This is a genomic window from Rhodoferax ferrireducens T118, from assembly GCF_000013605.1.
GTDB classification, from domain to species: domain Bacteria; phylum Pseudomonadota; class Gammaproteobacteria; order Burkholderiales; family Burkholderiaceae_C; genus Rhodoferax; species Rhodoferax ferrireducens.
This window is the reverse complement of the sequence record NC_007908.1, coordinates 2,764,648-2,777,734: the sequence shown is the minus strand read 5'-3', so window position 1 is coordinate 2,777,734 and position 13,087 is coordinate 2,764,648. Positions and strand designations below refer to the sequence as shown.

Below are 13,087 nucleotides of genomic sequence, written 5' to 3'. Positions count from 1 at the left end.
TAACACCGCGCTCAACAGGGACAGCCCAAAAGCTACGCTTTTGTTCTGCCCGTTAGCTCTACGTTATGCGGGGGAATAAATGAACGAATTAACGAGTCGCATGACAGGACCCGGAAACCCGCCAGCTGATTCTGCAGTTGCCGACTGGGTTGGCAAGGATGCTTACAAATACTGGAAATTAATCACGCAGTCGATAGAGCAGAGCTACCCGAGCGTTTTTACGCCCGAGTGGCTCTATGGCGGGAAGAAACACGGCTGGTCCCTGAGATACAAGAAGAATAAGTCATTCTGTACGTTGATCCCGGAGAAGAATCGCTTTGCGCTACTAATAGTTTTTGGAACAGAAGAGCGGGCAAAAGTTGAAGCAATTAAGAATGGCCTGGCAAAGAAGACCCAAAAGGAATACGACCAAGCCACAACCTATCATGATGGAAAATGGCTGCTGCTCGTAATTGACACCGACAGAGTAGTAAAGGATGTCATGCTGCTACTGACGGTGAAACGGCGGCCAATAAATGCAAAGCACGCATAACCATCCAATCCACCGGACGGCATACAGCCGCCGGTGATCGAAACGTTATGCCACATGAAGAAGATGCGCCTATTCGCCATTGGATTGCTCGCTCTAGCTTCTGCAGCTGCAGCTGCGGCCGCGCCGCCAACGCCGAGCCATTGCGTCGCGGATGAAGAAGTTCTCTTCACGTGCCGTATTGGCGACAAAGTGCTCTCGTTCTGCGCTCCGAAGACAAATGACGACCGTCTTGCACCGGCATGGATACAGTATCGCTTCGGAAGAATTGGGGCGACAGAACTCGTTTTCCCGCCGGCAAAGACATCCCCCGTCCGGCACTTCCGGTATACGACCGACAAAGGCGGCCGGTGGGTAGTTGCTCTCGTGCAGTTCTCAATTGATGACTTTTCCTACGTACTGAGCGCCTATGGCAACAGCAACATTCCTGAATCAGAAGCATCGTTGTTGGTCGTTCGACCCGACGGGACACGGAGGGTGTTGCAGTGTGCCGATCCGGGTTTGTACGCGGCTGCTGGATTGTGGAGGTTTGAGCAGCTTCATCTGCCGGCAGTGCAAAAGGAATTCACTAGGTAGCAGCAATGCGACACAACATTTCGGCCCACACGGACATCCGACATCAGGTTGGCGCTTTGCGGCGCGTGTTGCGTTCCGGTGGCCTTCGACGTTAACGCGCCAAGCCGCGCGGCTGCAGCACCAGCAGCAGCAACGCCAGCGCCGCAAAGCCGATGCCGGCCACAAAGGTGAACGACGCGCCCCAGCCCTGCCACAACCAGCCCGCCAGCCCACTGGCGATCAACATCGCCACGCCGCTGAGCAGGTTGAAAAATCCGTAGCCGGTGCCGCGTAAATCCGTCGGTGCAGTGTCTGCCACCATCGCCGCCAGCAGGCCTTGCGTCATGGCCATGTGCAAGCCCCACAACGCCACGCCAGCCCAGAACACCACGCCGCTGTTGCTGTAAGCCAGTAGAGAGTCAGCGCCTATCAACAGCAGCAGCCCCCAGCCTAACAAGGAAGTGTGGCGCACTTTGTCGGCCAGCTTGCCAAACGGGTAGGCGCAAGACGCGTAGACGAAGTTCATGCCGATTAGCACCAGCGGCGTCCAGGCCAGCGCCAGGCCGCCTTGCTGCGCGCGCAGCACCAGAAAAGCCTCGCTGAACCGCGCCAGCGTGAATATTGCGCCCACGCCCACCACCCACCAGTAAGCAGGGCTCAGGCGGGCCAGGTTGGCGCGGCTGATCGGGTTGCTGCGCTTGGTCGTGATGGGTTGATCAGGCTCCTTGACGCCCCACACCAGCAGCGCCACACACATGAAGGCGGGCACGGTCGCCACCCAGAACACGGCGCGAAAGTTGTCGTTCCACAGCAGCATGAAGGCGACTGCCAATGTGGGGCCCAAAAATGCCCCCACGGTGTCAAGCGACTGGCGCAAGCCAAAGGCGGCGCCGCGCAACTCGGGTGGCGCAATATCGGCCACCAGAGCGTCACGCGGCGCACCGCGAATGCCTTTGCCGACGCGGTCAGCCAATCGGGCGGTGATGATCCAGCCACCGGACGTGGCCAGGGCAAACAGCGGCTTGGAAAAAGCCCCCAGGCCGTAGCCCAGCACCGCCAGCGGCTTGCGCTTGCCCCAGTAATCGCTCAAAGCGCCGGAAAACACCTTGATGATCAGCGCCGTCGCCTCGGCAGCGCCTTCAATCAGCCCGACCACAAACATGCTGATGCCCAGCGTGGTCACCATAAAGACCGGCAGCAGGCTGTGGATCAGCTCACTGGAAACATCCATCAGCAGGCTGACAAAGCCCAGCGCCCAGATGCTGGCGGGAATTTTGCGCAGCGAGGCGGTCATCCAGCGCTCGGGTCAGACTAACGTTAGCGCACCAGTACCGCCGCATCGTCGCCACGCGCGGCAATCACACCAATGACATACACGGCTTCACCTGCAGCGCGCAGTGTGGCCGCACAGGCGGCGGCTTGTGACGCGTCAATCACCACCACCATGCCAATGCCGTTATTGAACGTGCGATTCATCTCAAAGTCGTCAATGCCAGCCGTTTTTTGCAGCCAGGCAAACAGCTCGGTTTGCGGCCAGCTGCCCTTCGTCAAGTGCGCGGCAGTGCCCTCGGGCAGCACGCGGGGGATGTTTTCCAGCAAGCCGCCCCCGGTGATGTGAGCCAGTGCCTTGATGGGGTGGGCAGCCAGCGCGGCCAGCACGTTTTTGACATACAGGCGGGTGGGTTCCATCAGCGCTTGTTTGAACGGTTTGCCATCCAGCGTGGCCGGGGCATTGGCACCCGCGCGCTCGATGCACTTGCGCACCAGGCTGAAGCCATTGGAATGCACGCCGCTGCTGGCCAGGCCCATGACCACATCGCCGGGCTTGATAGCTACGCCGGTCAGGATTTTTGACTTTTCGACTGCGCCGACACAGAAACCGGCCAAGTCGTATTCACCCGGCGGGTACATGCCGGGCATTTCAGCGGTTTCGCCGCCAATCAGCGCACAGCCAGACAGCTCGCAGCCCTTGGCAACGCCGCCCACCACGGCGGCGGCGGTGTCCACATCAAGCTTGCCGCAGGCAAAGTAGTCCAGGAAAAACAAGGGCTCGGCCCCTTGCACCAGCACGTCGTTGACGCTCATGGCGACCAGATCGATGCCGACCGTATCGTGCATATTCCATTCAAACGCCAGCTTGAGCTTGGTGCCGACACCGTCGGTGCCGCTCACCAGCACCGGCTCTTTGTAGCGTTTGGGCACTTCAAACAGCGCGCCAAAGCCGCCAATACCCGCCAGCACGCCTTCGCGCATGGTCTTTTTGGCCAGGGGTTTGATGCGCTCAATCAGGGCGTCGCCTGCGTCAATGTCAACGCCGGCGTCTTTGTAGGAAAGAGGGGAAGCAGAGGAAGCGTTTTTTTGGGTCATGAAAAATGCCATGAAAAATGCGCTGGCAGGGCGCGTGCAAGCAGGTCGTGGGTTGGAAAAAAGCGCGAGCCTGGAGCCCGATAGAATTTGACCAGATTTTAAGGGTATGTATTCAGTCCGCCAGATGCAATTTACTTCCACTCCAAAAAGGGCCGTCTGCGCACACTTATGAAACAAATTGCCCTGGATATTGGCTTGGCGACCGGCCCCACGTTGAGCAGCTTTTTTGCTGGCCCGAATGAGGCGGCTCTGCGCCATCTGCAAATCTGGGTTGCAGGCGGTGCCAATGCAGCGGCGCGTTCACCCGTGCCGACTTACTTCTTTGGCAGTGCTGGCAGCGGCAAAACGCATTTGCTCAAGGCGGTACAGGAGGCTTTTCGCGAGCAGGGCGCCAGTGTGGGCTGGCTCGACGCCAGCGTGCAGCAGCCGCCGGAATTCGATGAGCGTTGGGCGGCGGTGCTGATGGACGACGTGCATTTTTACAACGTGGTGCAGCAGCAGGCGGCGTTTAACTGGTTCATCAATGCCCAAACGTGGCAGCGCGGCGTGCTGGCGGCCGGTGAGTTGCCGCCGGCTGACCTGAAATTGCGTGACGACCTGCGCACCCGGCTCGGTTGGGGCCATGTGTTTCAGCTGCAACTGCTCAGTGAGCCAGAGCGGCGCGCCGTTTTACGCCAGGCGGCCGATGCGCGCGGGCTGTTTTTGAGTGACGAAGTGATGGACTTCATGTTGACACGCTTCAGCCGTGACTTGGGCAATCTGATGGAGTTGCTGAACCTGATTGACGGCTACGCCCTGCAGACCAAACGGGCGATTACCATTCCCCTGATCAAATCCATGATGGACAACACGTAATTGACAATCGACCCATGAAATTGACCCTTTTTGACCTTGACCACACCTTGTTGCCGATTGATTCTGATTACGCATGGGGCGTTTTTACCAGCACCATCGGCTGGACCGACCCGCTGGAGTTCAACCAGCGCAACGATGAATTTTTCGCCCATTACCAGGCTGGCACGCTTGACATCCATGAGTACGTGCGCTTTGCCACCGCGGCGCTGCGTCAGCAGGGGCCGATTCATGCACAAGCGGCGCATGTTCAGTTCATGAAGACTGTGGTGGACCCCGTCATCAAGGAGCAGGCAGTGGCACTGGTGCGCCAACACCAGCAGGCGGGCGATGAGGTGCTGATCGTCACTGCCACCAATGATTTTGTGACACGCCCGATTGCGCAGGCCTTCGGCGTCGATCAATTGATTGCGGTTGAACTGGAGCGCGACACGGCGCCTGGGGGTAGCGGCTGGATCACGGGCGAAATAGTCGGCGTGCCCTCGTTCCGGGAAGGAAAAATCACGCGTGTGACGCAGTGGCTGGCCAGCCGCCAGCTGGATTGGGCCGATGTGGAGACTACTTTTTACAGTGACTCCATGAACGATCTGAGCCTGCTGGAGCGCGTTACGCACCCTGTGGCCACCAACCCGGAGGCGCCTTTGCGGGCCCTGGCCAGCGAGCGTGGATGGCGCATACTTGATTTGTTTTGAAGAGATGCCAACAAAATGTTGAGGACAGAGCTGGCGGACATCTGATGATTAGTTGAGGACAGAGCTTGTTCCCTGCGTGTAACTGCGGTCTTTCCCGCAAAATGATCGATTTGTAGCTGCGGTCTGTCCCACAAAATATTAAAAATATGATTAAAAAATTTATTGACCGGTTATTAGGCAAAACGTCAACCAAAAGCAAAAAACCTCAATTTGGCAAGCGCGAAGAGGTGGGGGCGGCGGTGCACGGTATCGATCCGAAACTGGTCGATGAGCGCGCGCTCAACGTGGTGCGCACCCTTAAAAATGCAGGGTTCGAGGCCTATGTCGTTGGTGGCGCCGTGCGCGACCTGATGGTCGGCCTGGCACCTAAAGACTTTGATGTGGCGACCAATGCCACCCCGGAGCAGGTCAAGGGTCTGTTTCGGCGTGCTTTCATCATTGGGCGGCGCTTTCGTATCGTGCACGTGGTGTATGGACGTGGCCGCGAACATGAGGTGATTGAGGTTTCCACTTTCCGCGCCTACATGGACAATGCGGCCGCCGAACAGGTGGCGGGTAACGAGAAAACCAGCAAAAGCGAGTTGGCCGGGATGAAACACGCGGTCGACTCCAGCGGCCGTGTGCTGCGCGACAACGTCTGGGGCCCGCAGGAGGAAGACGCGGTGCGGCGCGACTTCACCATCAACGCCATGTACTACGACCCCGAAACGCAAATTGTGGTTGATTACCACCATGGCATCAAAGATTCGAAAGACCGGGTGATCCGCATGATTGGCGACCCGGCGACGCGCTACCGCGAAGACCCGGTGCGCATCATCCGTGCCGTGCGTTTTGCCGCCAAACTCAGCGGCTTGGGCTTCAAGCTCGAAGCCAAAACGGCGGCACCGCTGATCAAGTCGCAAGAGCTGCTGGCCGAGGTGCCGCAGAGCCGTTTGTTTGACGAGATGCTCAAGTTGCTGCAAACCGGCCATGCATTGGCCTCGATCGAGCAGCTCAAAGCACTCGGTATGGCGCGCGGCATTTATCCGTTGCTTGATGTGGTGGTGCAGCGCGCTGAGCAAGCCTTCGTCAAGGCCGCCTTGCGAGACACCGACCGCCGCGTGAGCGAAGGCAAGCCGGTGGTGGCCAGTTTCCTGCTGGCCTGCGTCCTGTGGGCCGATGTGCGCGACGGCTGGGCCAAACGCATCAATGAACGCCAGCATGCCCATCCGGCGCTGCAGGATGCGATCGAAGACGTGTTCAATTCCCATATTGGCGATGTGTCGGGCCGCGGCAAGCTTGGCGGTGACATGCGTGAAATCTGGATGATGCAGCCCCGTTTTGAGAAGCGCGTGGGCAGTGCGCCCTTCGGTCTGGTCGAGCAGGCGCGCTTTCGCGCTGCTTTTGACTTCATGCGGCTGCGTGCTGAAACCGGCGAGATCGACGAGGTACTGGCCGACTGGTGGCAGGAGTTCAGCCTGGCCGATGACAACCTGCGCCAGGACATGGTGGATCAGGTGCGTGAAGAACAGCAGCAACAGCAGCGCCAGCGGGCGCCGCGCGTGCACAAGGCACCTGCGACACGCGATGCGGGGTCGGTGGTACGCGAGGCCACCCCCGCAGCCGATGCGGATCACACGCGACCGGATTCATTGCCCGCTTTTGCGCCAGGCGAGCCGGCCACTGGAGTGGATGCACCCAAAAAAAGGCGCCGGCGCCGGCGCAGCAATGGCCCCAGGGAGGGTGGCGAACCGACGTCGGACGCCGGCGTTTGAGCGGTTTGGTGCGCGACCCGATCACCGCTTACATAGCGCTCGGCGCCAATCTGGGTGACGCCCGTGCTGCGGTGCTGCGGGCCATGCGCGTCATCGCTGCGTTGCCAGCGACGACGCTGGTGCGGCGTTCTTCGCTGTACCGCACGGCACCCGTAGAGGCCATGGGGCCGGATTACATCAATGCCGTCGTTGAAGTGGCCACCGGCTTGCACCCGCTGGAGCTGCTGCTTGAATTGCAGCAACTGGAACAGGCTGCCGGCCGCGAGCGCCCATACCGGAATGCCTCGCGCACCCTGGACCTGGACATCCTGCTGTATGGGGAGGCCAGCATGGACAGTCCCACCCTCGTTATTCCCCATCCCCGGATGATGGCGCGCGCGTTCGTGCTGGTGCCACTGGCCGAGATCGCGCCATTGAGGGTGAGCTCAGATCAGTTGCGGGCCGTCTCAGATCAAGCCGTCAAGCTTGTGACGGACTGCTGAACAAGGGATTTCCCTAGCTATAAGGGCTCTCAGGCAGTCCGGTTTCGTTGTGTACCCTGAATACAATGAAAAAACCATCTTCCGAGAAAAATCATGAGCTTTAACAATCTGCGAGTTGCCACCAAACTGTGGCTCGGTGTGGGTGTCATCATTGCTGCCTTGGCCATGCTGATTGGCTTCTCCGCTTTCAAGCTGGCCAGCCTTCAGGCGGATTCGGATGCCAAGCAGAGCCAGCTCAACACGCGAGTCAAGTCCGTCACCGCCTGGGCGGGCCTGACAGAGACCAATTCAATACGCACGATGGCGCTGATCACCGCTTATGACCCCGGTGTTGAAGCGGCGCTTGCGACGGCAATTGCTGCAACTTCGGCGAAGATTTCTGTGGTTCAGAAAAGCCTCGAAGCGATGCCGCTGGGCAAGGACGAACTGGCCCAGATGCAAAAAATTTCCGGCGCTCGCAAGCTCATGAGTGATGCCCGGGGCAAGGCCTTGAAGCTCAAAACAGATGGCAACAGTGAAGAGGCACTCGCGACAGTAAAAGAGCAGTACACCCCTGTTGTGACGGCCTACCTGGCGACACTGCGTGAGCTAGTGGATATGGAAGAAAAGGCAATGGCCACCTTTCTGGAAGAAGCTTCACAGTCCCGTGCCTCAATTGCGCGGATTTTGGCCGCGTTTTTTGTGTTGCTTTTTGTTGGTATTTTGATTGGCGCGGGCAGGCTGATCCGCTCGATCCGTCAGCCGCTGGTTCAGGCCAATGAGCTGGCGTCCAGCATCGCGAAAGGCGATCTCAGCATGCAGATTGACACCTCGCGCGGTGACGAGTTTGGCGAACTTTTGAAGTCGTTGGCCGCCATGAATGAGTCGCTCGGACGCATGGTGCACCAGGTGCGCCAAAGCACCGATAGCATTGCGACGGCCAGTACCGAGATTGCCACCGGCAACAATGATTTGGCTCAGCGTACCGAGCAAACGTCAAGCAACCTGCAATCTACCGCTTCCAGCATGGACCAGTTGACCACGAACGTGCAGCAAAGTGCCGACAACGCACGCCAGGCCAGCGTGCTGGCCGCCAATGCGTCCTCGGTGGCCGAGAAGGGCGGCGCGGTGGTCCAGCAAGTGGTCTCCACAATGGAAGAGATCAATGTCAGCAGCAAGAAGATCGCCGACATCATTGGTGTCATCGACGGCATTGCGTTTCAGACCAATATTCTGGCGCTCAATGCGGCGGTGGAAGCGGCGCGGGCCGGTGAACAGGGGCGCGGCTTTGCCGTGGTTGCGAGCGAAGTGCGCAGCCTGGCGCAGCGTAGCGCCGAGGCCGCCAAAGAAATCAAGACCTTGATTGGCACCTCAGTCGATAAGGTGGCCTCGGGTACCAAGCTGGTGTCGGACGCGGGCACGACCATGAGCGACATTGTGCAGTCGGTGCGCAAGGTGGCCGATGTCATTGGCGAGATCACGGCCGCCTCCAGCGAACAAAGCACGGGCATTGCCCATGTTAATCAGGCCATTGGCAACCTGGACCAGATGACGCAGCAAAATGCCGCCTTGGTCGAAGAGAGTGCCGCTGCCGCCGAGAGCCTGCGCGAGCAAGCCAGCCAATTGGCACAAGCGGTGTCGGTGTTCAAGATCAGCGGCTCCGTGGTGACCGTGCAGTCGCGCCCGACCCGGGACATTACGCCGCGTGCCGAGTCGCTCCCCTACAAACGGCCGCAGCCGCCGGCCAAACCCCAGCCTGCCAGCGCCGCTCTGGGCCGTACCCGTGCCGCTGTGCCAGCCCGAAAATCACTTGCCTTGTCAGCAGGCAAAAAACCGGCCCAAGCGCCTACCCAACCCGCCGATGCAGATTGGGAGACCTTCTGAGATATTGCGGGACAGACCGTAGCTACACAAAGTGAGCAAGCTCTGTCCTCAACATTTTAGAATTTGCGGGACAGACCGTAGTTACACGGAGTGAGCAAGCTCTGTCCTCAACTGATCATCGGATGTCCGCAAGCTCTGTCTCCAACCCTTCAAGACTTCTTTTAGATCACTCCACTTCAGCAATCAGTTCAATTTCCACGCAAGCACCCAGCGGGATTTGGGCCACGCCAAAAGCGCTGCGGGCGTGCGCACCTTTGTCGCCAAAGATCTCGCCAAATAGTTCACTGGCGCCATTGGTCACCAGATGCTGCTCGGTAAAGTCACCGGTGGAGTTGACCAGCGACATGAGCTTGACAATGCGCTTGATGCGGTTCAGGTCACCGACCGCCGCATGCAAGGTGCCTATCAGATCAATGGCGATGGCGCGGGCGGCGGCTTTGCCGTCTTCGGTGCTGATGTTTTTGCCGAATTGGCCGACCCACACTTTGCCGTCTTTCTTGGCAAGGTGACCGCTCAAGAAAACCAGCTTGCCAGTTTTCACAAACGGCACATAAGCCGCGGCGGGTGCGGCGACGGGCGGCAGGGTGATGCTGAGTTGGGTGAGTTTGGCGTAAATGCTCATAGCGCTTCCTTTGTGAGTTTATGAATGAAATTGGCCTCTAGCCCCTTACACGCCTGTATAAGAAGCTATCGAATTTATAGTATTTCAAGGACATTTTTTAAATGTGCCCTTGGCATTGTGACTGACGCTGGCCTTGCGACTGACCCCGAATCTGGCAATTCGGCTATTGCAGGTCAGGCAAAGAGAGGGCGTCTGCACAGTTCAGAACAGCGTTGAGAAATATCAAGCAGCAGCCGGGGCAGAAGCCTAAAGTTGTTTCACGCGGTTAACTCGCGTAATGATTGGAGAGTTTCCATGTTTGAACTTGAATCCAGCGAGGTATCGCAAGAGACGGCAGGTAGTGCTTGGCTACCGACCGCAAGCCGGCGGACATTTCTCAAAGGCGTGGCTGGCGCAGGTGCGGCCGTGTCGTTCATGAGCAAGAGCGCCTGGGCCAATGGCGAAATCGGCTTTTGGGCGAAGGATCTGCCCGCCGACAAGTTGACCGAAATGTTCAACACCATTGTCCGCATCCGATGGCATGAGCGAACCATGGTCGACAAGATGATTACCGACCCCAAATACCGGGGCTACAACCACTTCTATGCCGGCCAGGAGGCGGTCGCCACCGGCGTCTGCGCGGCGCTGAACAACAAGGGCCCGTTCGACCAGCTCGACCTCGTGTACAGCACCCATCGTCCGACCGGCCATGCCATTGCCAAAGGCGTGGACATGAAGAAGATGGCCGCCGAAAACGACTTCCGTGCCACCGGCCTCAACGGGGGTTACGGCGGTGAGATGCATCTCTCGGACAAGTCCTGCGGCTTCATCGGCGCCGACGGCATGATCGGCCCCGGCCATGTGATCGCGACCGGTTCCGCCTTCGCCTTCCGCGCACGCGACAGCAAGCAGGTGGCGGTGGTTTTCGGCGGCGACGGCACTTACGCGACGCCGCACTTCCACAGCGCCTTGAACAATGCCGCCCTCTTGAAGCTGCCGTTCATCTACGTGCTGGAGAACAACCTGTACCACCAGTACGCGCACTACTCGTACTCCTGCCCGATGAAGGACATCGCCGATGCCGCCCGGACCTACCGCATACCCGGTGTGGTCGTGGATGGGCAGGACGTGTTCCAGGTCTACAACGTCATGAAAACCGCGGTGGATCGCGCCCGTGCCGGCGATGGGCCGACCCTGATCGAGGCCAAGACCTACCGCTACTACAACCACTGGGGTGCCCCCGGCGCGGAGGCCGGTCAGCTCGGTGCGTTTGGTTACGACCCGCTGGCGATCTCCTCGTTCCGTCCGGAACGCGAGGTGCGCGCCTGGATGCAGCGCGATCCGGTTGACATCTGCCGCAACATCCTCGTCAACTGGGGCGTGCTGACGCGCGCCCGGGCAGATGAGATCGAAGCCGCCGCGAAGAAGGAGGCGATTGATGCCTTCGCTTGGGCGGACAAGCAGCCGTTCTGCAAGCCTGAGGATGGTCTTAAAAACGTATTTGTCGAGGGTGTCGTACCCGCTCGGCAGTTTGGCTAAGGAGAAGACCATGGCACGCAAGAGTTGGATGTATGCAGTCCTTGAGGCGGTGCAGTATGAAATGCGCCAGGACAAGAACATGATCTGGATTTACGAGTTGACGCCGCCGGTGGCCTCCACGCCCGGCATGCCGGTGATCAATCTCGAGAAGGAGTTCGGGCGCAAACGCGTGGTGAACACCGGGATCGACGAGAACTGGATGGCCTCATGCGTCTTGGGCGCGGGTCTCGCCGGTTCCAAGGCGGTGACCTATATTCCCTACCAGGGAAACTGCATGTGCTTCCAGGTCATTCAGAACCACGCCGGCAAGCTGCGTTCCATGACCGGGGGGATGGCGTCAATGCCTATCGTGTTTCTCCTGGAGATGACAGGACAGACGCCGGGTTTCGCAGGCCAGCATTCGGACTACGAGATCGACACCTATTACGCGCACATCCCCGGCGTCAAGACCGTCGTTCCGTCCACGCCTACCGATGCGAAAGGCATGATGGCCTCGGCGATCCGCGATCCCAATCCGGTCTGCTACCTGTATCCGGCCGGGCTGCGCGAATTGATGGAAGAGGTGCCCAATGAGCAGTACACGACGCCGCTCGACAAGGCCGCCGTTCGCACGATCGGAAGCGACATCTCGATCGTCGGTTCCGGCGGCGGCATGCCCGAAGTACTCAAGGCAGCCGACTTGCTGCAGAAGCAGGGTATGAAGGTCGAGACGATCGACCTGCGCTGCCTCAAGCCGATGGATACCGAGACACTGGTGAAGTCGGTGCAGAAAACCAAACGGTTGCTGACGGTCGATCAGTCGTATTACACGCTCTGCCCGGGCGCCGAAGTGATTGCTCGTTGTGCTGAAAATGTGGATGGCGCGCGCTTCAAGCGCATTGCGTTCCCCGACGCCCCGCCGCCGGCTGCGCCAGAGATGTTTTTGTGGATGCGGCCCAACGCAGACCACATCATCGCCGCAGCGAAAAAGTTGGTCGGTTGATGGATTCGCTTCAACAGAAGCCGTCCCTCACCTGCGCGAACTGCGGCAGCGTCAACGTGAGCATCAGTCACGTGCGCTCCGCGTTCTGGCAGGACGACCGGCTGGTGGTCGTGGAGGATATTCCCGCGCTCGTCTGCGGGGCATGCGCCGAGCAGTTCTATGACGATACAACGGTCGTCGGCCTTGACTTGCTCCGCGGCGAAGGTTTTCCGGCGGAAAAGGCGCGAACGGCGTTGAACGTGCCTGTTTTCTCGTTCGGCGACCGGGCCGCGGCCAAGAGCGGGCCATGAGCACAGTGGCAAACGGGGGGCGGCTGTTCCTGGTCGTTCTCGCCATGGCCGTGTCCGCATTCGTGCAGGCAGCGGGGGAAGACAATGCTTTCATGCCCAAAGGCGGCAGGGCACTGTTGCTTGATCTACTTGGCGCTCCTCCCGACCAGGTCGAGCTGCGCGCGATTGCGCAGGCACGCCGCACTGAGCCGCAATGGCTCGATTTCGTCGCTGCGCGCAAGAAGGCGTTGACCGAGCGCGAGCTCGCGACGCTGGCCGCCTATCTCGCCGTCAACATGCCGCTGTCCGATGACGCTTTGAAGCGCGACAACTTGGCCTCCGCGCTGCCGCCGGATGGACGTGACCTCGCGTGGAACGGGTGCCAATCCTGCCACTCGCTGTTCGCGAGCCACTTGACGCAGAAACGCAATGCCCAAGGTTGGCGCAACATGTTCCTGTCGCCTTTCCATCGCGAGTTGAATATGAACCCGCAGGAGCGTGAGGAGTTCGCACGCTACTCGGCTCTCAACATGCCGATGAAGATCGAGGACGTGCCGCAGGATTTGCGGTTTTGATCGGAGTCCTAGACATGTCAGAGACTG

14 protein-coding genes are annotated in these 13,087 nt (G+C 59.5%); 11 read left to right on the top strand and 3 right to left on the bottom strand.

All coding sequences use genetic code 11. The features are described 5' to 3' along the window. Positions 1-79: 79 nt before the first annotated feature. Positions 80-532, top strand: a complete 453-nt coding sequence (locus RFER_RS12705; protein WP_011464800.1) for a DUF3788 domain-containing protein — start codon at positions 80-82, stop codon at positions 530-532. A gap of 54 nt (positions 533-586) precedes the next feature. Further along, a complete protein-coding gene (locus RFER_RS23015) occupies positions 587-1,105 on the top strand; it encodes a hypothetical protein (protein ID WP_011464799.1) in 519 nt (172 codons plus the stop codon). A 91-nt stretch (positions 1,106-1,196) separates the two neighbouring features. Here the strand turns inward: RFER_RS23015 and RFER_RS12695 are convergent, their stop codons facing one another. Together RFER_RS12695 and purM are read right to left on the bottom strand one after the other, a co-directional pair. Further along, positions 1,197-2,378 (bottom strand): MFS transporter, encoded by a 1,182-nt coding sequence (locus RFER_RS12695; RefSeq protein ID WP_011464798.1) that lies wholly within the window; start codon positions 2,376-2,378, stop codon positions 1,197-1,199. A 23-nt stretch (positions 2,379-2,401) separates the two neighbouring features. Then, positions 2,402-3,451 (bottom strand): phosphoribosylformylglycinamidine cyclo-ligase, encoded by a 1,050-nt coding sequence (purM, locus tag RFER_RS12690; protein ID WP_011464797.1) that lies wholly within the window; start codon positions 3,449-3,451, stop codon positions 2,402-2,404. A gap of 168 nt (positions 3,452-3,619) precedes the next feature. On the opposite strand from purM, the gene hda reads away from it, so the two are divergent. From hda to RFER_RS12665, 5 genes are all read left to right on the top strand, one after another. After that, on the top strand, positions 3,620-4,306 hold the full coding sequence (hda, locus tag RFER_RS12685) for a DnaA regulatory inactivator Hda (protein WP_011464796.1): 687 nt from the start codon (positions 3,620-3,622) through the stop codon (positions 4,304-4,306). A 14-nt stretch (positions 4,307-4,320) separates the two neighbouring features. Further along, the gene (locus RFER_RS12680; RefSeq protein ID WP_011464795.1) at positions 4,321-4,995 is read left to right on the top strand and encodes an HAD family hydrolase; all 675 of its coding nucleotides are present in this window, start codon (positions 4,321-4,323) and stop codon (positions 4,993-4,995) included. 146 nt (positions 4,996-5,141) lie between these two features. Then, on the top strand, positions 5,142-6,749 hold the full coding sequence (gene pcnB / locus RFER_RS12675; protein WP_011464794.1) for a polynucleotide adenylyltransferase PcnB: 1,608 nt from the start codon (positions 5,142-5,144) through the stop codon (positions 6,747-6,749). 8 nt (positions 6,750-6,757) lie between these two features. Continuing rightward, positions 6,758-7,231: a 2-amino-4-hydroxy-6-hydroxymethyldihydropteridine diphosphokinase gene (gene folK, locus RFER_RS12670; protein ID WP_244095721.1), complete on the top strand. Its 474-nt coding sequence runs from the start codon at positions 6,758-6,760 to the stop codon at positions 7,229-7,231. A gap of 93 nt (positions 7,232-7,324) precedes the next feature. Next, entirely contained in the window at positions 7,325-9,094 is a 1,770-nt protein-coding gene (locus RFER_RS12665) for a methyl-accepting chemotaxis protein (protein ID WP_011464792.1), read from the top strand. A gap of 166 nt (positions 9,095-9,260) precedes the next feature. On the opposite strand, the gene RFER_RS12660 is transcribed toward RFER_RS12665, so the two are convergent. Next, positions 9,261-9,716: a RidA family protein gene (locus RFER_RS12660; protein WP_011464791.1), complete on the bottom strand. Its 456-nt coding sequence runs from the start codon at positions 9,714-9,716 to the stop codon at positions 9,261-9,263. Between the two features lie 294 nt (positions 9,717-10,010). Here RFER_RS12660 and RFER_RS12655 point away from each other — a divergent pair, with 294 nt between their 5' ends. From RFER_RS12655 to RFER_RS12640, 4 genes are read left to right on the top strand one after another with little or no spacing between them, the layout of a single operon-like run. Next, positions 10,011-11,234: a thiamine pyrophosphate-dependent dehydrogenase E1 component subunit alpha gene (locus tag RFER_RS12655; protein WP_011464790.1), complete on the top strand. Its 1,224-nt coding sequence runs from the start codon at positions 10,011-10,013 to the stop codon at positions 11,232-11,234. Between the two features lie 10 nt (positions 11,235-11,244). Further along, positions 11,245-12,216 carry an alpha-ketoacid dehydrogenase subunit beta gene (locus RFER_RS12650; RefSeq protein WP_041792196.1) on the top strand — a complete coding sequence of 324 codons (972 nt, stop codon included), beginning with the start codon at positions 11,245-11,247 and terminating at the stop codon, positions 12,214-12,216. After that, a complete protein-coding gene (locus RFER_RS12645) occupies positions 12,216-12,506 on the top strand; it encodes a YgiT-type zinc finger protein (RefSeq protein WP_011464788.1) in 291 nt (96 codons plus the stop codon). Before RFER_RS12650 ends, RFER_RS12645 begins: the two co-directional genes overlap by 1 nt. Then, positions 12,503-13,060, top strand: coding sequence for a hypothetical protein (locus RFER_RS12640; RefSeq protein WP_011464787.1), 558 nt, complete (start codon positions 12,503-12,505; stop codon positions 13,058-13,060). The genes RFER_RS12645 and RFER_RS12640 overlap by 4 nt, the downstream gene beginning before the upstream one ends. Positions 13,061-13,087: the final 27 nt, after the last annotated feature.

Coding starts and splice junctions, on each gene's coding strand:
- RFER_RS12705 (WP_011464800.1), top strand. CDS start 80: ATGAACGAATTAACGAGTCGCATGACAGGACCCGGAAACCCGCCAGCT.
- RFER_RS23015 (WP_011464799.1), top strand. CDS start 587: ATGAAGAAGATGCGCCTATTCGCCATTGGATTGCTCGCTCTAGCTTCT.
- RFER_RS12695 (WP_011464798.1), bottom strand. CDS start 2,378: ATGACCGCCTCGCTGCGCAAAATTCCCGCCAGCATCTGGGCGCTGGGC.
- purM (WP_011464797.1), bottom strand. CDS start 3,451: ATGACCCAAAAAAACGCTTCCTCTGCTTCCCCTCTTTCCTACAAAGAC.
- hda (WP_011464796.1), top strand. CDS start 3,620: ATGAAACAAATTGCCCTGGATATTGGCTTGGCGACCGGCCCCACGTTG.
- RFER_RS12680 (WP_011464795.1), top strand. CDS start 4,321: ATGAAATTGACCCTTTTTGACCTTGACCACACCTTGTTGCCGATTGAT.
- pcnB (WP_011464794.1), top strand. CDS start 5,142: ATGATTAAAAAATTTATTGACCGGTTATTAGGCAAAACGTCAACCAAA.
- RFER_RS12665 (WP_011464792.1), top strand. CDS start 7,325: ATGAGCTTTAACAATCTGCGAGTTGCCACCAAACTGTGGCTCGGTGTG.
- RFER_RS12660 (WP_011464791.1), bottom strand. CDS start 9,716: ATGAGCATTTACGCCAAACTCACCCAACTCAGCATCACCCTGCCGCCC.
- RFER_RS12655 (WP_011464790.1), top strand. CDS start 10,011: ATGTTTGAACTTGAATCCAGCGAGGTATCGCAAGAGACGGCAGGTAGT.
- RFER_RS12650 (WP_041792196.1), top strand. CDS start 11,245: ATGGCACGCAAGAGTTGGATGTATGCAGTCCTTGAGGCGGTGCAGTAT.
- RFER_RS12645 (WP_011464788.1), top strand. CDS start 12,216: ATGGATTCGCTTCAACAGAAGCCGTCCCTCACCTGCGCGAACTGCGGC.
- RFER_RS12640 (WP_011464787.1), top strand. CDS start 12,503: ATGAGCACAGTGGCAAACGGGGGGCGGCTGTTCCTGGTCGTTCTCGCC.